Source organism: Kitasatospora sp. NPDC005751 (genome assembly GCF_040630835.1).
In the GTDB taxonomy this organism is placed as follows: domain Bacteria; phylum Actinomycetota; class Actinomycetes; order Streptomycetales; family Streptomycetaceae; genus Kitasatospora.
On the sequence record NZ_JBEXYC010000053.1, the window covers coordinates 1 to 20,046 of the forward strand.

Sequence of the window (20,046 nt, forward strand, 5' to 3'; positions counted from 1 at the left end):
GCTGAAGGTGGCGGCCGAGGCGCGCTGAGGCGCGTCGACGGCGTACCGGGGCCCGCCGGGGGCCGCCGGGGGACGGCTCGGGGCGCCCGGGGCGGGCCGCCGTCGAAGGACCCGGACATGCGAAAGGGACCCTGGGGGCCAGGGTCCCTTTTCGCGTGCTCCCGCCGGGGCGGGAAACGGGTCAGGCGCTCTTGCGGGTGTCCCGCGGGTGTACCGCGAGGTTCATCCCTCCGGAGCGGAGTACGGCCAGCCGCTCGGCCAGCACCTCCTCCAGCTCCTCGCGCGTGCGGCGCTCCATCAGCATGTCCCAATGGGTACGCGTGGGCTTGGTCTTCTTCTCCTCAGGCTCGTCACCGTCGAGGAGTACTGCCTCCTGGCCGCAGAAGCGGCATTCCCAGGCCGAGGGGATCTCCGCCTCGACCGAGAAAGGAACCTCGAATCGGTGTCCGTTCTGACATGCGTACTCGACGGTCTGGCGGGGAGCCAGATCGATACCACGGTCGGTCTCGTAGCTAGTGGCCCCGAGTCGCGTGCCGCGGAGAGCTCGCTCGCTCATGAATCGTGCCTCCCGGGCTTATGGCCCACAGGACTAGTGGTCGCTGTTCTTCGTCGTTCGGTCAACGCTCGGCTTCCGACGAAGATTCCCGTCCCGGGACATGCGTCGTCTGTCGTGCCGCCCCTGTTTGTACCCACCGGCGCCCGATTTGTCACATCTGGCCGTGGATATCACCCCAGGTGTCACCTATTTCACATCTGGTGATCGGTCGGCCTTTCCACCACGAGCGTACCGGGACGGGATCCGCCGCCCTACGCCGCCCCGCCCCGGCGGGCCCCTTTCAGGCCAGTGGACGGAACCGCAGGGGCGCGTGCTCCTTGCCCAGGTCGACCGCCTGCGGCTGCTGGACCGGCTCGGCCACCGGTACCGGCGGCGGGCCGGCCGGGCGCGGCGGGACGTCGACCGGAGCGGCCGCCTCGGTCCGGGTGTCGCGGTGCGGGAGCAGGGCGATCACCGCCTCGCGCAGCTGGGCCGGGGCCTCCTCGTCCAGCGGGTCGACGGTGGCCGGCACCTGGAGGCGGACCGGTGTGCCGGTGCCGATCCGGGCGTAGCCGCGGCCGGCCGGGGCGTGCGCGGCGGGCACGATGTCCAGCGGCGCGCCGAGCGTGCCGTAGGACTCCTCGGGGCCGGTCGGGCCGAGCAGGACGCGGGCCCGGGTGGTGGCCCGCACGGTCGGGGTGATCCGGTCCCGGGCCTCGATGTCGTCGGCGAACACGACGGTGACCCGGGCGGCCCGGCCGTGCCGCAGCGGGAGCTCCAGCAGGTCCTGCGGGTCCGGCCGGCCCTCGGCGTGGGCCAGCTCGCTCAGCTCGGTCGGGTGGTCGAGCAGCAGCCAGAGCGGCCGGGTGACGTCCTCGGGCGCGGCCGCCCCCGCGTGCCGGGCGGCGTTCAGTGCGGTCAGTCGGCGCTCGGTCTCCTGGGCGACCCACTCCAGCGCGGCCAGCGCGCCGTGCAGGCTGGTCTCCACGGTGTGCACGCCGGGCCGGCTGACCAGGCAGGCGTGCTCGCCGGTGCCGGCGCCGTCGATCACCACCAGGTCGCCGTGGGGCAGCGCCTGGAGCGCGATCGACCGGATCAGGCTGGAGGTGCCGTAGCGGGTCACGCCGAGCGCCAGCAGGTGCGGCTCGCCCGAGCGGGGGCCGGTGCGCCAGACCACCGGCGGCTGCTGGGTGACGGCGCCGCCCTGGCCCACCGGGATGGTCCGGGCGCTGCCGGCCTCGTCGGTGAAGCCCAGCACGATCTCGCCGGGGGTGGTCACGAAGCGCTGGGCCGCGATGTCCGTGGGCAGCGGGGCCAGGGCGGCGATCCGCAGCCGGTTGGACTCCTCGTCCCAGTCGAAGCGGTACTCCCGGGCGCGGCCGGCCTTGCCCTGCACGACCTGCTCGATCCGGGCCCGGGCGGCGGGCTCGGTGTCGGTGAAGTAGGCCGGGTAGACCAGCTCCAGCCGGGAGAGCCGCCCCTCGGCGTCGAACTCCCAGGAGCCGAAGACGTCCTTGTAGCCGCCCTCGTGGTGGTAGAGCGGGCTGAGGTCGTCCGGTGAGGCCAGGTACGGGGTCAGCGCGGCGTACAGGGCGGTGAGCTTGACGTCGACGACGTCCGGCTCGGGCGGGCCCGCCGGGGCCTTGGGGGAGCGGCCGTTCCAGGCGGCGCTGGCCATCAGGGCCACCAGGGCGAACAGCAGCCCGTGCGGCAGCAGGTAGATGCCGAGCAGCATGGCGGCGACCAGGAAGACCGTCGGTCCGCGCCGGTCCTTCGGGGTCGCCTGCCAGCGGCTCTTGGCCCAGGCGACGTGGTGGCGCATCCCGCGCCCGATGACGGTCAGCGGCGCGAACATGTCGGAGGCGTGGTCGCCGGCCGTGCGGGCGAGGTCGCGGCCCTTGCTGAAGTGGCGGTTGAGCGGCATTCCTTGGCTCCCCGGGCGAGTGGGACGGTCGGGTTCAGGGGGTCGGCGTCGGGTGTACGACGGGGCCCGGGGGCGGTGGGATCCGCGCCCGGGCCCGTACGGGGGAGTGGCCGCGCTAGAACTTGAGGCCGCCGAGCAGGCTGGCCAGGCTGGCGCCGCCCGCGGTGATGCTCGGAGCGATCGAGGAACCGGCGATGTAGAAGCCGAGCAGGGCGCAGACGATCGCGTGGGAGACCTTTAGTCCGTCCCTGCGGAAGAAGAGAAAGGCGATGGTGCCGAACAGGACGATGCCGGAAATCGAGAGGATCACGCTCTGCTCCTCGGGGAGGGGGACAGGGACAGTGTCACGGAATGTGCCTTAATCGTGACAAAAAGTAATAGATGATGGAACGGTGCAAATGGGTGGTCTTCTCGGCCAATACCCGGATGGGCGCCGGGGGGAGGTATGCGAACCGCCCGGAACGGGGCCCGGCGGCCCCGTGTACCGGCGCGGCGAGGCATTCCCGGCGGGTGGCCGGGAAGGCACCGGGGGGACCGGGAAGTTCGCTCGAACGGCGGCGAAACCTTCCCGCCCGTGTGTCGTGCGGGGGAATGCCGCGGTCCGGCCGGCGTCCGAAGTCCGGACGCGCGCTGGATCGTCCGCGCACCGGGCCGCTACGGTGCGGTACGCGCGACCGACAGACCGAGAAGCTCCCGGGCGAGGCCCGGGGTGCCCGAGAACGCCCAGGAGAGGCCCGCCATGACCGACGCCGCCAGCCAGCAGCCCGCCGACGCCCCGGACTCCGAGGTGATCGAGCTGGCCGGGAAGCTCTTCGACGCGGCCCGGGCCGGTGACACCGACACCCTCGCCGCCTACGTCGACGCCGGCGCGCCCGCCAACCTGACCAACGACCGCGGCGACACCCTGCTGATGCTCGCCGCGTACCACGGGCACGCCGCCACCGTCACCGCCCTGGTGGAGCGCGGCGCCGACCCGAACCGGGCCAACGACCGCGGCCAGACCCCGCTGGCCGGCGCCGTCTTCAAGGGCGCCGAGGACGTGCTGACCGCCCTGCTGGCGGGCGGCGCCGACCCGACGGCCGGTACGCCGTCCGCCGTCGACACCGCCCGGATGTTCGGCAAGGAGGAGCTGGTCGCCCGGTTCGAGGGCCGCTGACCCGAGGTCGTAGTCTTTTCAACCATGGAGAGCATCGCGGGGACCGCCGAGCTGCGGGACGGCAAGGGCGACATCATCGAGATCCGCGTCACCGGCTACGGCCACCCGGACGCCCAGCGCCTCTCGGCGGAGGTGCAGGAGGAGTACGTCCGCCGCTACGGCGAGGGCGACCTCACCGAGCTGCACCCCGACGACTTCGAGGCGCCGGTTGGTCTGTTCCTGATCGCCTACCTCGACGGCCAGCCGGTGGCCTGCGGCGGCTGGCGCGCCAAGCAGGCCGGCCCGCACGGCCTGCGCGACGGCGACGCCGAGCTGAAGCGGATGTTCGTCGTCCCCCGGGCCCGCGGGCGGGGCCTCGCGCGGACGGTGCTGCGCCGCCTGGAGCAGACCGCCGCCGAGGCCGGCCGGACCAGGTTCGTGCTGGAGACCGGCACCGAGCAGCCCGAGGCGGTCGCGCTCTACGGATCCGAGGGCTACGACCCGATCCAGAAGTTCGGCATCTACCGCGACCACCCGCAGAGCATCTGCCTCGGCAAGGAGTTCGGCGGCGTGCCCGCCGTCTGACCGCCCGCCCGCTGGGTAGGCTCCGGGCGGACCGGTGGCCGAGCGGGCGGGGGCAGGCGTGGACGAGCAGCCGGTACGGGCCGCGGCCCCCGACCCGTCGGCCGTGCTCGGCGCCCCCGGTGGGGAGTTGGAGCGATTGGTGGAGGCGGGGCTGCGCCGGGTCGGCACGGGCGGCGTCTGGGCCGTCGGTGACGCCGCCGGCGGGCGGGGCCGGGGCTCCGTCGGGGTGCTCGGCCAAGGCCCGTACGAGGGGCTGGAGATGGGGCCCGACACGCTCTTCGACCTCGCCAGCCTGACGAAGATCGTCGCCCTCTGGCCGTGCGCGGGCGCGCTCCGGCAGGCCGGCCGGCTCCCGCTCGACCGCCCGCTCGGCGACTACTGGCCGCCGGCCGCCGGGCAGCCGACGGGTCGGGTGACGGCCCGTCAACTCCTTGCCCACACGGCGGGACTGCCGCTGCGCACGGAGTTCGAGCAGCGCTACGGCCGGGACCGGGCGGCGATCCGGGCCGGCGTCGTCGCCGCCCCGCTGCACCGCCCGCCGGGGACCGCCGTCGAGTACACCGACCGTGCCGCCGTGCTGCTGGGCCACCTGGTCGAGGACCTGGCCGGCGCCCCGCTCGACACGCTCGCCGAACGGCAGGTCTGGCGCCCGCTCGGCATGACCGACACCCGCTTCGGCCCGCTCGGCCCGGCGTCGGCCGCCCGCACCGCACCCACCGAGTACGACCGGGCCGTCGGCGCCCCGCTGCGCGGGGTGGTGCACGACCCCTCGGCCCGGCTGCTCGGCGGCGTCTGCGGCAACGCGGGCGCCTTCTCCACCGCCCGCGACCTCGAACGCTTCCTCACCGCCCTGCTCGACCCGCCGGCCGCGCTGCCCTGGGCCGGGCCCTGGACCGCCGAGTCGCTGCGCGAACAGACCGGCGGACTCGCCCCCGCGCGCGGCCTGTCCTGGCTCTGCGCCCCCGGCACCGACCCCGCCGACGGCACCTTCGTCCACTACGGCTTCACCGGCACCGGGATCTGGGTCTCCCGCCGGCTCGGCCGCTGGGCGCTGCTGCTCACCAACAAGGTGCACTACAGCCGCGAGACCCAGCCCCTCACCGACCTGCGCAACGCCTTCCGCCGGGCGGTCTTCGGCTAGCCGTCCGCAGGGGCGCCACACAGCACAACGTCGGCCTCCGGGACCGTTGGCGGGTCCCGGAGGCCGACGTCATGGACCGGCCCAGCGGGTCGGACGAGCTGGGTCAGACGAGCTGGGTCAGCACGGGCTGCTCCGAGTCGAGCGAGGCGACGGCAGCCGGGGAGAGCGCGCTGGTCCAGGTCTGGACGTCGCTGATCCGGCCGGGGAAGCTGTTCCCGTTCTTGGCCGAGCCGATGGTCAGGGGGCCGGTGGAGGCCCACGGAGTGGAGTTGACGGCGGTGGCCGCGAGCTTGCCGTTGACGTACAGGCTCATGGTCTGGCCGGGCGCGTCGTAGGTGGCGACCAGGTGGGTCCAGGTGTTGAGGGCCGGCGGCGTCCTCGCGAACGCGGCCGGGTAGGAGGCCGGTCCGGTCGAGTCGCCGGACGGCGAGACGAACGTCCAGGCGTTGAAGGCCTTCGAGTACTGCAGGTAGAAGGCGCTCACGCTGGTGCCCGACTGGGCCGCCACGGTCGCGTAGTCGTTCGTCCCGGTCAGGTAGGCCCAGGCCGAGACGGAGTAGCTCCTGGCGGTGTCGACGACCGGGCCGCCGGTGGTGGCCAGCGCGTCGGCGGCGCCGGACAGGCCGAGGACGGTGCCGCGGGTGGTGTCGTTGACGAACGAGGCCGAGCCCGAGACGGTGAGGCTGTTGGCCGGCCGGATCTCGTCGGCGGAGTTCGTGAGCCTCCACCGGTCGGTGGGCCGGTGGACGTCGCCGAGCAGCACCGGGGCGTCGAACTGGGCGGTGTCGGTGGCCAGCGCCACGGCGGCGGTGGCAGGCAGCGCGGACGGGACGATCACGACGTCGCCGACCGCGCCGGTCGCGTACTGGGCGTACCCGCCGGCCAGGACCCGCCGGCCGATCTGGACCGGCCCGGTGGCGTTCCACTCGGTGCCGGCGTAGGCCGCGGCACCGGCCGCGACGCCGTTGACGAAGAGCTGGAGCTGCTTGGTGCCGGCGTCGTAGACCCCGGTCAGGTGGGTCCAGGTGTTGAGCCTGGGGCTGAGGCCGCCGGTGGTCGGGCCGTAGACGGCGTTGAAGGTGTCGACGGCCGAGTCGTCGACGTTGCGGCCGAACGCGAAGGCGTGCGCCCAGGCGGAGTAGTACAGCTGGAGGCCGACGTTGTTGGTGCCGCCCTGGCTGACGAACACGGAGGTGTTGGCCAGGTCGCCGGGCTTGACCCAGGCGGAGACGGTGTAGCTCTTGCGCGTGTCGACGGAGCCGGTGGCACTGACCGCGTAGCCGGTGCCGCCGGGCAGGTTCAGGACCGTGCCCCGGGTGGCGTCGGGGCCGACGGCCGCTCCGCCGGCCACGGTCAGGTCGTTGGCCCGCCGGCTGTCGGTGGGGTCGGTCAGCCTCCAGCGGTCGGCGGCCTGGGCGGCCGGCGTCCGGGCGCCCGGGAGCCGGGTGACGGTGCCGGTGGCGGACGTCCCGTACAGGTCGGGGTTGCCGTCGCCGTCGACGTCACCGGGCGAGGCCACGGTCGGGGCCAGCCGGTCGCCGAGCCCGGTCGGGAGGACCGGCTGGGCCGGCGGCAGGGCCTTGCCCGTGGTGGTCGCGGCCCAGACCTGCTCGGCGTGGTCGGTCAGGCAGTCCCAGAGGATCAGCTGGGTCTTGGGAGTGTTGGACGCTGCGGGGTCGGCCAGGCACCGGCCGGACTGCGGGTTGAGCAGCGAGCCGGCGAACGGACCGGGGACCCACTTCTGGGCGCCGGTGCCGTTGCAGTCCCAGAGCTGGACCGGGCTGCCGTTGTCGAGGCCGCCGCGGCTCACGTCGAGGCACTTGCCCAGCAGGTGGACGCTGCTGTCGGTGCCGAGGGCGGCGCTCTGCGCGTCGGTGGTGTTGCAGCTGTACATCTGCGCCGGTGTGCCGTTGGCGGTGTTCGAGCCGTTGATGTCCAGGCACATGTTCTTACCGGCGGTGTCGAGCACGCCGGAGGTCAGCGGGGCCCTGGTCGGAGCGGTGATCCGGGTGGTCGGGACGCCGTTGCCGTCGAAGGTCAGCGGGAAGCTGCTGACGGCGCCGGTGGCGTTCTCGCGGGCCCACAGGGTGGGGACGCCGTTCACCGTGCCCGGTGCGAGCAGGGTGGTGCGGGACCAGTCACCGGTGCCGATCTTCACGCCCGCGGCGAGGTTGCAGCCCGCCTGGTAGGTGCCCGGGAAGTACCAGAGCTCCGCGTTGTCGACCGTCACCAGGTCCGGTACGTCGGCCATCTGGGCGAGCTTGCCGGGTGCCAGGATCTGGGTGACCTTGTTCCAGGTGCCGTCCGAGCCCTTGGCGGGGCAGCCCGCGGAGTTGTTGAGGGGGACGACGTTCTGGGTCAGCGTGAAGTGGCCCGTGGTGCCGCCCGCCGTGTTGGCGTCGTTCTGGTACAGGTACAGCTTGTGGGTCGTTTTCTGATAGGCGAACAGGTCGTCGGCCATGGCCGCGGTGAGGGTGCCGCGGTGGGCGACCAGGTAGTTGTTCCAGCCGGTGCCGTCCGGGCTGGTCGCCGGGGTGGAGATGGTTTCGAGGTCCTCGGTGGAGCCGCCGCCCGGGACGCGCACCAGGTCGCCGGCGGTCGTGGTGGCGGCGAGGTCCGGGACCCCGTCGCCGTTCAGGTCGCCCGGGGCCACCTTCGCGCTGGGGTCGAACGGGGCGAAGAAGCTGTACTGGGCGACGGTGCCCTGGGTGTTGCCGGCCTTGTCGACGGCCCGCACGAACAGCGTGTGGGTGCCCCACTGGGCGCTGCTCACACTGATCGGGACGTCCGCGGTCGCGGTGCCGCCGGCCGCCTGGACGGCGGGGACGGACGGGCCGCCGCCGGGGATGTTGGCGTCCAGCGAGTACTCGAACCGGTCGATCCCGCTGCTGACGCAGCTGCCGCGGGTGCAGCCGCCCGGCACCGGGTCGTTGGCGGTGACCCGCACCTTGGCCCCGGTGGCGCCGGCGTGGCCGGTGGGCGTCCTGTCGCTGCCGAGCGGCGGGAAGGCCGCGTTGTCGGCGACCGTCGGGATGCTCGGCGGGGTCAGGTCGACGTTGAAGTAGCAGTAGGGGGAGCTGGGGCCGGTCAGGGTGCCGTCGCTGGCGATCATGTTCCAGCCGTACTGGTGGCCGTCCTCGACGGTGAAGCCGACGTTGTCGTAGACGGTGCCCCAGTTGCTCACCGACGCGCTCCACGGCCAGGACTTGCTGGCCGGGTTGCCACCGCCGTCGTTGGACATGTTGTCCCAGACGTGCGCCATGGCCTGGAGGTTGACACCGCTCATCTTGGTGGAGAGCCGGGCGTTCAGGGTGATGTTGGAGGCGCTGCCGGTGGTGCCGGAGTTGCCGATCCAGCCGATGTTCACGCCGTCGCAGCCGTTGCCGTCCGGGCTGTGCGGCTGCGGACTGACGCTGATCATGTCGGGGGCGTTGGGCGCGATGTCGAACACCGTGACCACGTACGGATTGGTGTTGAACCGCATGAAGTCGTTGTTGCCCGACGACTTGGTCTCGTTGCCGAAGATGCCGACGGTCCAGTTGGAGTTGTGGCCGACGAGCTTCTGCATCTGGCCGGTGACGTTGAACACGGCCTCGTGGTTGCCGCAGTGGTTCGAGATGTTGGAGCTCTTCGGGTACTGCGCGCCGCCGAGCCACCCGTCGCCGGTCACCCAGGGCTGCTTGGACCACTTGGTGTCGGTCGCGAGCTCGCTGACGGTGGCCAGGGACACCGGCGCGGTGTGGTTGCAGTCGAAGGACGCACCGTAGGTCTCGGTGATGTGGAACTCCGACCGGGAGACCACCATGTCACCGGTCAGGTTGCTGGTGTCGATCTGGTAGAAGGACCGGTACAGGCCCTGGCAGTCGTTCCAGTGCTGGTAGCCGGCGCCCTGGCCGTTGTCCTGCGGCTCGTCGTAGGCGACGATGCCGGGGCAGCCCTCCCGGACCGTGGCGTAGTGGCTGGTGCCGTTGGTCACCGGGCTGACCGAGGGGTCGATGTACAGCGGCCACACGGTGTCCGGGCCGGTCAGCAGCCCGGCGTCGGGTACCAGGGTCAGTGCGCCGGGCTCGGCCGTCACGGCGATCCGCTTGAGCTGCGCGCCGGTGCCGGGCTCGCGTTCGGTGGAGCGGGTGGGGGCGGGCGCGGCGGGCGGCGCCTCGTCGACGCGGGCCGACCTGAGCTCGCCCTTGCGCGCCGCCGGCGCGGGTGCCTGGGCGGGCCGCGCCGCGACCGTGCCGGCGGTGGTCGAGGAGTCCCACATGACCGGGGTCGGCGCGGTGAACGCCGTCGTCCCGTCGGTGGTCCGCGCGGTGACGGAGCCGTTCTCGTCGGCGGCCACGGTCAACCCGTCGCTGGTGGCGACCGCGAGCTTCAGGGACTTCAGCGCCGGGTCGGCGGCGGCCGTGGCGTCGTGGACGACCAGGACCTCGCGCAGGCCGCCCTGGTCGTTGGCGATGACCCGCAGGTCGACGCCGGGCAGGACGTTGCCGTAGGTCGCGCTGTCACCCGTGACGGCCGGAGCGGGCAGGGCGACCGGGAAGGTGACGGAGAGCCGGCGGCCCTTGGCGTCGGTGAGCGTGGCCAGCGGGCCGGAGCCGCCGCCGGAGAGGGCCAGCCCGGCCGGGGTGGCCTTCGGCGAGAAGGTGCCGTCGCCGTTCCTCCCCAGGGTCGCGTCCACGGCCGACCAGGAGCCGTCGCGCTTCACCCGGACCGGCTGGACGTGGTCGGTCAGCGTGAAGGTGCCGTCCGCGTTGGCCACCGTCTGGGTCGTCTCGGAGGTCAACTCCTCGACCGCGACCGGCTTCCGCTCCTTCTTCGCGCGTTCGGAGGCCGCCCTCATCGGTGAGTCGGAGACGGCGGGCCGGTCCGCCGGCCGGTCGTCGGCCAGGGCCGGGCCGGCGGTGCCGAGTATCAGGCCGGCGAGCGCCGCCGTCAGCGCGAGCCGACGTCCTGGCGATCGCGTCCCACCGCGTGGGACGCGGGTGTTTTCCCCCACGAAAGATCCTTCGAATGTGTCTGGTGCCCGCGACCGTTTCGCGGGGGGATTCACAACCCCCCTGGCGGGCAGTGGATTTGGCCACATCGCAGGCATCGGACACCTGACCCGTCGAAACCCCTGGGTCGGGTGTGATTGTTGTGAGCGATGTGACTGCCGGGGAAGGGTATTGCCGGTGATGCGTGTGTGGCAATACGGTTCGCCCTGGCCAGGGGCGGGATCGCGTGATGGTGCATCAGCCCCGGGGCCGTCCAAAACTGTTAGTAGGGGGATGATTCACGATGCGCGCGAAAGTGCGATGGTCTCGTGCTGCCCGGGGGAGGGGATGGGCGAGACGGGGGACGGTCGCGATGGCGACGGTTGCCGCGTTCTCGCTGGCGACGCCGCTGGCGGTGGCCACCGACGTCCTCGTAGGCCCCTACCGCTACACCGGCGAGATATGGTCCGCCGACCCGCTCCCCCAGCAACCGAAGGTGCCCGGGGGGCCGGTGGGCGCGGCGCGCCCCGCCCCGAAGCCGGCCGTTCCGAAGGGCGCCCGGGAGCTCCGGACGCACACCCCCGAGGCGGCCCGCTGGCCCGGCGGCTCCACCGCCACCGTCGACCTCGGCGGTTCGCCGGCCACCGGGCGCCTGAAAGCGGGCGGTACCCCGGTCTCGGTGTCCGCCGTCCCGACCTCGGCGCTCGGCCCGCGGTCCGGGCGCCTGATCGCCCCGGTCGCCCCGGTCGCGCCGCTCTCCTCGGTCGAGGTCCGGCTGGCCGACCGGAGCGGCGCCAAGGCCGCCGGCGTCGACGGGCTCCTGGTCGGACTGGCCCGCGGTGACGGCAGGCCGGGGGTGGGCGGCGTCTCGGTGTCGCTCGACTACAGCTCCATCGAGCAGGCGTACGGCGGCGGTTGGGCCTCCCGGCTGCGGCTGGTCGCGCTGCCGGGCTGTGCACTGACGACGCCGCAGCGCGCGGAGTGCCGCCGGCAGACGCCGATCGAGTTCACCAACGACCCGCGGGCCCGGACGCTGTCGGGTACGGTCGCGGTCGCCTCCGACGTGCGGACCGGTACGAGCGGCTTCGCCGCCGCGTCGTCGGCCGCGCGCTCGGCCGGCGCCACCATGGCGGTCGCGGCGGTCGCCGGCTCCGGCGGCTCGCAGGGCGACTACGGGGCAACCTCGCTGTCCGCCTCGGGCGCCTGGACGGCCTCCGCCTCCGGCGCGTTCACCTACGCCTACCCGATCACCGTGCCGCCGTCGCTCGGCGGCGCCGCGCCCGCGGTCACCCTCGCCTACGACTCGCAGTCGGTGGACGGCGAGACCTCGGCCCGCAACTCGCAGTCCTCGTGGATCGGTGACGGCTGGGGCTACAGCCCGGGCTTCATCGAGCGCTCCTACAAGGCGTGCAGGGACCAGGGCATCGAGGACTCCGGGGACGAGTGCTGGGGCGGCTGGAACGCCACGATCTCGCTGGGCTCGCACACCGGCGAGCTGCTCCGGGACTCCTCGGGTGGCTACCGGCTGCAGAACGACGACGGCACGAGGATCGAGCGGCTGACCGGGGCCACCAACGGCCTCTGGCAGGGTGAGTACTTCAAGGTCACCACCACCGACGGCACCGCGTACTACCTGGGCCTGAACCACGCGCCGGGCACCACGTCGGACACGGCGACCAACAGCGCCTGGGGCGTGCCGGTCTACCACCCGAAGGCGGAGGACCCGTGCCACGACTCCGCCGACGGCAATGACTCGCGGTGCGACCAGCCGGTCGGCTACCGGTTCAACCTCGACTTCGCCGTGGACCCGCACGGCAACGTCCAGCGCTACGACTGGTCGACCGAGTCCAACTACTACAACATGGGCTATGGCCAGGTCGCCAAGGACGACAAGGGCGGCACCCTCACCCAGTACACCCGGGGCGGCCGCCTCACCCAGATCTCCTACGGCTACCAGCTGACGGACGCGCAGGCCGGCCGCGAGCCCGCCGCCAAGGTCGTGTTCAACGCGGCGCAGCGCTGCACGACCTCCGACAGCGTCTGCACCCTCGACAACCTGTCGCGGGACACCGCGACCAACTGGCCGGACACGCCGTACGACCTGACCTGCCTCGCCACCGACAAGAACAAGGTCGAGGACGACGACACCGACGGGGTCTGCCTCACCGGCGGACCGACCTTCTGGTCGACCTTCCGGCTGAAGTCGGTGGACACCAAGGTCCGTACCGGCTCCGGCTGGCAGGACGTCGACAGCTTCGAGCTGAAGCAGGTCTTCTCCGACGCCGGCGGCACCTACGACCCGGTCACCGGCAAGACCCAGGACTCGACGAACGCCGGCGCCCTGCAGTCCGTGATGTGGCTCTCCGAGATCGTCCACACCGGCCGGGACACCTCCGCCGGCGGCGGCGGCCCGCTCACCCTCGACCCGGTCACCTTCACCGGCATCGAGATGGACAACCGGGTCGACGGCCTCTCTCCGGCCGCCCCGCCGCTGTTCCACCCGCGCGTCTCCAGCATCCAGACCGAGACCGGCGAATCCGTCGCGGTCACCTACCGGGCGCCGGAGTGCTCGCGCGAGAAGAACACCATGCCGGCCTCGGCCGACGCCAACACCATGGCCTGCTACCCGGTCTGGTGGACGACGCCCGGCGGGAAGGACCCGATCGAGGACTGGTTCCACAAGACCCTGGTCGCCCAGGTCACCGACAGCGACCGGACCAAGGCCGGCTCGCCGGCCAAGGTGACCAACTACGCCTACAGCGACGGCGCCGCCTGGCACCGTGACGACTCCGACCTGACCGACGACCAGCACCGCACCTGGAACCAGTTCCGGGGCTACCGCACCGTCACCACGACCACCGGCGCCGCGCCGGACCCGATCACCCAGAGCGTCGTCTCCTACCTCCAGGGCATGGACGGCGACTACAAGGCGGACGGGACCAGGCGCACCGTCAAGGTGCGGAACTCGCTCAACGAGGAGATCACCGACAACCCCTGGTCGGCCGGTGCCCCCTACGAGACGCAGACCTTCACCAAGGCCGGCGGCAGCGTCGTCGCCAAGACGCTGGCCGACCCGCCGACGGTCGCCGAGACCGCCAGCGCCGCCCGGACGGCCTGGACCTCGGAGGACCCCGCACCCGCGAAGCTGTCCACGCTCCCCGACCTGAAGGCCCACCAGGTCCGTTCGACCTCGGCCCGTTCGCTGGGCCTGCTGTCCGACGGCTCGTGGCGGACCGTGCAGACCGTGACCACCATGGACGACCTCGGCCGGGTCCACCAGGTCGACGAGAAGGGCGACCTGGCGGCCTCGGGGCAGCAGACCTGCACCACCACCGGCTACGCCCCGGCGCCCGCCGCCAATCCGATGATGCTGATCTACCCGAGCGAGGTCCTCACCGTCGCCGGGCCGTGCGGCACCACACCCGGCGGGACCACCACGCTCTACGGCAAGCGCTTCTTCTACGACGGCGCCGCCGGAGTGCCGGACCCGGCCGCCTACGGCGTGCTCGGCCGCAACGGCAGCTCGCTCGGGCTGGTGACCGGCACCCAGTCCATCAAGTCGTACACCGCCCCCGGGCAGCCGTCCTACCAGTCGCTCGGCGGGCTGGAGTACGACAAGTACGGCCGCGTCACCAAGACGGTGGACGCGGTGGGTGCCGCGACCACGACCGCCTACCTCCCGGCCGACGGCGTCCTCCCGGACTCGCTGTCGACCAGGAACCCGTTGGGCTGGGTGGCCACCAGCACGATCTCGGTGGCGCGCGGCGCCGTCACGCACGCCGTCGACGTCAACGGCCGGATCACCGACGTCGAGTTCGACGCGCTCGGCCGCCGCACCAAGGTGTGGACGCCGGGCCGCAGCAAGGCGACCCAGAGCCCCGACCGCAAGTTCGGCTACGACGTGCACGGTGCCGGCGACAAGCCGGACCCCTCCGCCGTCACCACCGAGACCCTGCGCGAGAACGGCTCGTACAACAAGTCCGTCACCTACTACGACGGGCTGCTGAGGCCGCGGCAGAGCCAGACCACGACCGCGGACAACTCCACCGGGCGCCTCGTGTCGTCGAGCTTCTACGACTCGCACGGCTGGGCCGTCTCCAACATCGCCCCCTACACCGACGCCGCGCACGAGGCGGGCACCGGCATGTGGGCGGAGACCAACAACACCGGCCCGTCGGTGACCAGGACCGCCTACGACGGACAGGGCAGGCCGGTCTCGGTCCAGCAGGTCTCGTTCGCCAGCACCCTGTGGCAGTCCGGCACGTCCTACCCGGGTGCCGACCGCGTCGACACCACGGTCGGTGCGGCGCGCACGACGACCTACACCGACGGCCTCGGCCGCACCACCTCGACCGTCGTGCACGACGACACTCCCGACCGGAAGCTGACCGCCGGCACGGTGATCGCCTCGGGCACGTCGGTGGTGTCCAAGAGCGTCCGGCTGGCGATGCGGGCGGACGGGAACCTGGTGCTGACCGGGCTCGCCGACGGCCGGACGCTCTGGTCCTCGGGCACGTCCGGCAACCCGGGCGCCGTGGCGGTCATGCAGGCCGACGGCGACTTCGTGGTCCAGAACGCGACCAGGACGGCGCGGCTCTGGAGGAGCGGCACGACCGGTGCCACCGGCGCCTACCTCATGGTCCGGGGCGACGGCGTGGTCGCGGTGTCCAACGCGTCCAACGCGGTCGTCTGGTCCACCGGGCCCGCCGGCGCCGTCGGCAGCGCCGACGTCACCACCAGCTACACCTTCGACGCCAGGGGCGACGTCGCGTCGGTCAAGGACACCGCCGGCAACGTCTGGAGCTACACCTACGACCTGCGCGGTCAGCTGGTGTCGCAGACCGACCCCGACAGCGGCACCTCGGTCAAGGAGTACGACGACCTCGGCCGGCTCGCCAGGGCGCGGGACGGCCGGGGCCAGTGGCTGTCGTACGTCTACGACGGCATGGGCCGCACCACCGCGAAGTACGCGGGGACCAGCACCACCGACCAGACGAAGCTGCTCGCCGAGTGGAGCTTCGACGCCAAGGCCAAGGGCTACCCCGACGCCACGACGCGGTACGTCAACGGCCGCGCCGGCGACGCCTACGTCACCCGGATCGACGGGTACACGACCGCGTACCAGCCGACCGGCAGCACGGTGACCGTCCCGGTGGGCGAGGGCAAGCTCGCCGGCACGTACACCACGGCCGCGAGCTACACCGACACCGTCGGCCTGCTCGGCTCGACGACCTTCGGGGCCGCCGGCGGTCTGGCCGAGGAGACCGTCGGCTTCGGCTACAACCTCCAGGGCGGCCTGGTCTCCATGGGCTCGCCGACCACCCCCTACGTCAACACCACCAGCTACAGCCCGCTCGGCCAGGTCCTGCAGACCACCATCGGCACCCCGACCAAGCAGCTGCGCACCGCGCAGACCTACGACCAGGTCACCGGCCGGCTGGCCACCAACCGGGTCACCCTGCAGAACAACACCGTCAACCCGATCTCCGACACCACCTACGGCTACGACCAGGTGGGCAACCTCACCACCGTCTCCGAGACCCAGTCCTCGGGCGGTGCCGACCGGGTCACCGACACCCAGTGCTTCAGCTACGACGCACTGCGCCGGCTGACCACCGCCTGGACCGACACGAAGGGGATCACCAGCCCGACGGCCGGGCAGCTCGCCGCCTGCAAGACCAGTACGCCCGGTCCCTCGACCATCGGCGGCCCGGCCCCGTACTGGACCGACTGGCAGTACGACCTGCTCGGTGACCGCACGCTCCAGGTCAAGCACGACGTGACCGGCAACGCCGCCAAGGACACCACGCAGTCCAGCAGCTACCCGGTGGCCGGCGCGACGCCGACCACCCGGCCGAACGCGGCGACCGGGATCGTCACCTCGAACCCGACGACCGGCACCAGCACGCTCACCCCGACGTACGACAACGCGGGCAACACCACCAGGCGGGTCGGCACCGGAGCGGCGCCGCTCGACCAGGTCATCAGCTACGACGCCGAGGGCGCGACCTCCGGCATCACCACCGACGGGAAGGAGACCACCTACCTCTACGACGCCGACGGCGCGCTGCTCCTCCAGCGCGGGCCCACCAGCACCACGCTCTACCTGTTCGGCGGCACGGAGCAGCTCACCCTCGACAAGGCCACCAAGGCCGTCAGCGCCCTGCGGTACTACAGCTGCCCCGACGGCACGACCATCGTCCGGGCGAGCAACGGCACCATCAGCTACCAGCCGACCAATCCGCAGGGCACCGCCCAGCTCCAGGTCGACGCCAAGACGCTGGCGATCACCCGCCGGGCCTACGACCCGTACGGCAACCAGCGCGGTCCCGCCCCGGCCTCCTGGGCGGACAACCACGGCTTCCTGGGCAAGCCGGCCGATCCGACGACCGGCCTGGACCTCCTCGGCGCCCGCCAGTACGACCCGGTGCTCGGCCGCTTCCTGTCGGTGGACCCGGTCTTCGAGGCCGGCGATCCCAACCAGATGGGCGGCTACACCTACGCCGCGAACAACCCGGTCTCGGGCAGCGACCCGACCGGTCTGTGGTGGAGCCTCGACGACGTCGGGGGCTTCTTCACCGGCGTCGGCGACTCCGTCGTCGGCGACCCGTGGCAGTGGAGCGTCAACACCCTCTCGGACGGGTGGAACGCCGCCGCGGACTGCTACAACGGGGACAACGAGGTCTTCAACGAGATCTTCGACTACGAGAACGACACCCCGTACAAGCTGGGCCACACCGGTTACGTCGACGACGACCCGCTGGCCGAGCTGTTCGACACCGACTCCAGCTCCACCGCCTACGTCGCCGGTCAGTGGACCGGCACCATCGGCTCGCTGGCCATCGACGGCGTCGGCCTCGTCAAGGGCACCATCTGGGGCTTCAAGAGCGCCAAGGCCATCAAGCTCGCGATGTCGGAGGGCGACGGCTTCATCAGCGCGGTCCGGAAGTTCGTGGACGGCGACCTGCCGACCACGACCGCCCCGCAGGCGGAACCCGCGCCCACCACACCGAAGACGGAGGGCCCCAGCAACCCGAAGTCGGGCACCGGCAAGGAGCCCGGCGAACCCGGTGGCGGGGGCAAGGCCGACAAGGCGCCCGAGGGCGGGAAGGGCTCCGGCGACGGCGGCGGCGGCGAGCCCGCCGCGACCGGAGACACGCCCACCGGCACCGGCGGCACGCCGGGCGGAGGCGGCACCTCCGCCGCCGCGACCGGCGGGGGGTCCGAGGCGGCGGCCCGGACCGGCGTCAGCATCAAGTCGGTGCGCATCGCCCTCGGCCGGGCCGGGATGAGCGTCAAGGGGTACGACATCGTCCACGTCCCGAAGATCGAGCACCCCAACTCCGTCGCCCTCGGCAGCAGCCCCTTCACCGGGAAGGGCAACGGGAACGCGCTGCGGGTCGCCGTCGTCGGGCCGAACAAGCTCCCGCTGATCGAGATCAGTACGGAGGGGCTGCGGGACATGGAGACGGCCCTCAGGACGATCCTCCACGAGCTCTACCATCACAAGAACGGCCACCTGCCCGACATGGAGGCCCAGGCCGAGGCCTACGCGGACAAGCGCTACGCCGAGTACCTCCGCCGGACGAAGGGGAGGAAGTAGGAGAGCAGTGGGAGCACCGGAATGAAGTCCTACATCGACAGTGAGATCCGTCAGCTGGCGACCCAGCCGAACTTCGTCGACGACCAGTCGGAGAAGGAGTGCCCGGTCTGCCGGAAGGTCGCGGTGCGCAGCTACGTCTACGAGGGCAGCAGGGCGGGCCGCCCGGTGCTGTTCTGGCGGACGTGGTGCCACGCGTGCCGCCGGATGTGCAGCTCCGTCGGCGTCAAGCCGAAGAAGCTCGCGTTCGACGACCCGTTCGCCCGGATGACCGCGGACGAGCGGCGGGTGGTCTCCGCCGATTCCGACGGCTTCTTCGAGCGCCTCGACCAGCTGTGGCGCAAGGGGACGCTTCCCCAGCGGTTCCACCGCGCCTCCTGAGCGCGGGCCCCCGTCCGGGGGCCGGTACCCGACGTCGGCCTCCAGGACCCCCCACGGGTCCTGGAGGCCGACGTCGTTCTCGGGGCGGGGGCGTTCTCCGGGGGGCGTCAGAGCAGGGTGCTCCAGTAGGACCAGAACCGGTTGAGGACCAGCAGGGCGATCACCGCGGCCCACAGCACCGGCAGGGCCCAGTGGTAGCGGGCGGCCTCGCGGACCACCGGTCGCAGCCGGGGGCCGACGGGTACCACCCCGGAGCGCAGGTTGTGCAGCGTGGTGTACCAGCAGAGCGGCACCACCGTGGCCCAGACCACCACGCAGTACGGGCAGAGCGCGCCGATGTCGTACAGCGCCTGGTCGATCAGCCAGTGCACGAAGACCACGCCGGCCAGGGTGCCGGCCTGCAGGGCCAGCCAGAACCAGCGCCGGTAGGCGGCGCCGGCCAGCAGCCCGGCGCCGACCGCGGCGACGGCACCGAAGGCGGCCAGGCCGAGCAGCGGGTTCGGGAAGCCGAAGACCTCGGCCTGCTCGGTGCGCATCACCGACCCGCAGCTGATCACCGGGTTGATGTTGCAACTGGGGACGTAGGACGGGTTCTCCAGGATGCGGAGCTTGTCGAAGGTCAGGACGGCCGAGGCGGCGAGGCCGAGGAGTCCGCCGAGGAACACGAACAGGGCGAACGCCCGGCCGGCGCCGATCGGCGTGCCGTGCGGCGGGGAGGAGGCGGCGGAGCGGGAGCGGGGCGGGTTCACGGCAGTCGGGGCGGTCATCGCGGAGCACTCCGGTGGGTGTGAAGGGCCGGCCCGGCCGGGTGGTCGGCCGGGCCGGTGGTGCTCACTGCAAGCCCGCGGCCTGCTTCACCTGGGCGGTGAACTGCTCCGGCGTGGTGGCGCGGTTCCCGCTGAACAGGGTGATCGGCTTGCCGTCCAGCTTGACCGTCGGCGTGCCCGTCACCCCGCTGTCGTTGAAGGCGTCCGCGACCTTCTTCGCCCACGGGGCGTAGGTGCGGTCGGTCACCGCCTTGACGAAGGCGTCCGTCTTCAGACCGGGCACCTGGCCGGCCAGGTCCAGCAGGTGGTTGACGTCGCCGAAGCCGTCCTCGCGCTCGTCGGGCTGGTTGGCGTACAGCACGTCGTGGAACTGCTTGAACTTGTCGACGCCCTCGTTGAGCGCCGCGCCGACGGCGGCGAGCGCGGTGCGCGAGCCCTTGCCGCCGAGGTTCTTGTCGAGGAACGCCGCCAGGTGGTACTCCACCCTGACGGTGCCGTCGTCCGCCAGCTTCCTGACGGTGTCGCCGTTGGTCGCCTCGAAGCTCTTGCAGACCGGGCAGCGGAAGTCCTCGAACACCTGGAGGGTGTGGGCGGCGTCCGGCTTGCCGTACACGATCACGGTGCCGTCGGGGCCGGTGGTGTTGGCCGGGACGACCAGCGCGGTCGGGTCGGCGGCGGCGGACGCGCTGGACGGGTCGTCGCCGCCGGCCGCGTTGATCGCCAGCGCGGTACCGCCGGCCAGGGCGAGGACGGCGACGATCGAGACGCCGACGACGATCCGCTGCCGGCGCTTGGCGGCGGCGCGCTCGCGCAGCTGCGCCTCCTGGATCCGCTCGCGGGCGCTGACGCGCTGGGACTGCTTACGGGCGGGCTGTTCGGTGGGCTGGGCCATGGTGGGTCAACTCCTGGACACGGCGCGCGACATGCGCTTCTTCCTGGGTGGCCGCCTCGGCGCGGCACGGAAGGCCGCGGGCACGAGGGGGCCGGGTCGGTGGGCTCGGGAGT

11 protein-coding genes are annotated in these 20,046 nt (G+C 72.5%); 5 read left to right on the plus strand and 6 right to left on the minus strand.

The genetic code is table 11. The features are described from left to right. Positions 1-181: 181 nt before the first annotated feature. The 3 genes from ABZ497_RS29940 to ABZ497_RS29950 form a co-directional block, all read right to left on the minus strand. Positions 182-556, minus strand: a complete 375-nt coding sequence (locus ABZ497_RS29940; protein WP_030396357.1) for an RNA polymerase-binding protein RbpA — start codon at positions 554-556, stop codon at positions 182-184. A 280-nt stretch (positions 557-836) separates the two neighbouring features. Then, positions 837-2,459, minus strand: coding sequence for a hypothetical protein (locus tag ABZ497_RS29945; RefSeq protein WP_359809678.1), 1,623 nt, complete (start codon positions 2,457-2,459; stop codon positions 837-839). Positions 2,460-2,574: 115 nt separating this feature from the next. Beyond that, positions 2,575-2,769 (minus strand): hypothetical protein, encoded by a 195-nt coding sequence (locus tag ABZ497_RS29950; RefSeq protein WP_327674940.1) that lies wholly within the window; start codon positions 2,767-2,769, stop codon positions 2,575-2,577. A gap of 429 nt (positions 2,770-3,198) precedes the next feature. Between ABZ497_RS29950 and ABZ497_RS29955 the strand changes: the two genes are divergently transcribed. Genes ABZ497_RS29955 through ABZ497_RS29965 form a run of 3 tightly spaced genes read left to right on the plus strand, consistent with a single transcriptional unit; the run spans position 3,199 to position 5,320 of the window. Next, positions 3,199-3,615 carry an ankyrin repeat domain-containing protein gene (locus ABZ497_RS29955; protein WP_359809680.1) on the plus strand — a complete coding sequence of 139 codons (417 nt, stop codon included), beginning with the start codon at positions 3,199-3,201 and terminating at the stop codon, positions 3,613-3,615. 24 nt (positions 3,616-3,639) lie between these two features. Then, positions 3,640-4,179: a GNAT family N-acetyltransferase gene (locus tag ABZ497_RS29960; RefSeq protein WP_359809681.1), complete on the plus strand. Its 540-nt coding sequence runs from the start codon at positions 3,640-3,642 to the stop codon at positions 4,177-4,179. A 58-nt stretch (positions 4,180-4,237) separates the two neighbouring features. Further along, complete coding sequence (locus ABZ497_RS29965; protein ID WP_359809683.1) at positions 4,238-5,320, plus strand: serine hydrolase domain-containing protein; 1,083 nt, start codon at positions 4,238-4,240, stop codon at positions 5,318-5,320. Between the two features lie 103 nt (positions 5,321-5,423). Here ABZ497_RS29965 and ABZ497_RS29970 read toward each other — a convergent pair whose 3' ends face one another. Beyond that, positions 5,424-10,160: a LamG-like jellyroll fold domain-containing protein gene (locus ABZ497_RS29970; protein WP_359809685.1), complete on the minus strand. Its 4,737-nt coding sequence runs from the start codon at positions 10,158-10,160 to the stop codon at positions 5,424-5,426. A gap of 506 nt (positions 10,161-10,666) precedes the next feature. Between ABZ497_RS29970 and ABZ497_RS29975 the strand changes: the two genes are divergently transcribed. Together ABZ497_RS29975 and ABZ497_RS29980 are read left to right on the plus strand one after the other, a co-directional pair. Next, positions 10,667-17,896, plus strand: a complete 7,230-nt coding sequence (locus ABZ497_RS29975) for an RHS repeat-associated core domain-containing protein (protein WP_359809687.1) — start codon at positions 10,667-10,669, stop codon at positions 17,894-17,896. Positions 17,897-17,917: 21 nt separating this feature from the next. Then, positions 17,918-18,274 (plus strand): hypothetical protein, encoded by a 357-nt coding sequence (locus tag ABZ497_RS29980; protein ID WP_329486504.1) that lies wholly within the window; start codon positions 17,918-17,920, stop codon positions 18,272-18,274. Between the two features lie 107 nt (positions 18,275-18,381). Here ABZ497_RS29980 and ABZ497_RS29985 read toward each other — a convergent pair whose 3' ends face one another. Beyond that, positions 18,382-19,041, minus strand: coding sequence for a vitamin K epoxide reductase family protein (locus ABZ497_RS29985; protein ID WP_359809689.1), 660 nt, complete (start codon positions 19,039-19,041; stop codon positions 18,382-18,384). Positions 19,042-19,105: 64 nt separating this feature from the next. Further along, positions 19,106-19,933 (minus strand): thioredoxin domain-containing protein, encoded by an 828-nt coding sequence (locus ABZ497_RS29990; protein ID WP_329486501.1) that lies wholly within the window; start codon positions 19,931-19,933, stop codon positions 19,106-19,108. Positions 19,934-20,046: the final 113 nt, after the last annotated feature.

Coding starts and splice junctions, on each gene's coding strand:
- ABZ497_RS29940 (WP_030396357.1), bottom strand. CDS start 556: ATGAGCGAGCGAGCTCTCCGCGGCACGCGACTCGGGGCCACTAGCTAC.
- ABZ497_RS29945 (WP_359809678.1), bottom strand. CDS start 2,459: ATGCCGCTCAACCGCCACTTCAGCAAGGGCCGCGACCTCGCCCGCACG.
- ABZ497_RS29955 (WP_359809680.1), top strand. CDS start 3,199: ATGACCGACGCCGCCAGCCAGCAGCCCGCCGACGCCCCGGACTCCGAG.
- ABZ497_RS29960 (WP_359809681.1), top strand. CDS start 3,640: ATGGAGAGCATCGCGGGGACCGCCGAGCTGCGGGACGGCAAGGGCGAC.
- ABZ497_RS29970 (WP_359809685.1), bottom strand. CDS start 10,160: ATGAGGGCGGCCTCCGAACGCGCGAAGAAGGAGCGGAAGCCGGTCGCG.
- ABZ497_RS29975 (WP_359809687.1), top strand. CDS start 10,667: ATGGCGACGGTTGCCGCGTTCTCGCTGGCGACGCCGCTGGCGGTGGCC.
- ABZ497_RS29980 (WP_329486504.1), top strand. CDS start 17,918: ATGAAGTCCTACATCGACAGTGAGATCCGTCAGCTGGCGACCCAGCCG.
- ABZ497_RS29985 (WP_359809689.1), bottom strand. CDS start 19,041: ATGACCGCCCCGACTGCCGTGAACCCGCCCCGCTCCCGCTCCGCCGCC.
- ABZ497_RS29990 (WP_329486501.1), bottom strand. CDS start 19,933: ATGGCCCAGCCCACCGAACAGCCCGCCCGTAAGCAGTCCCAGCGCGTC.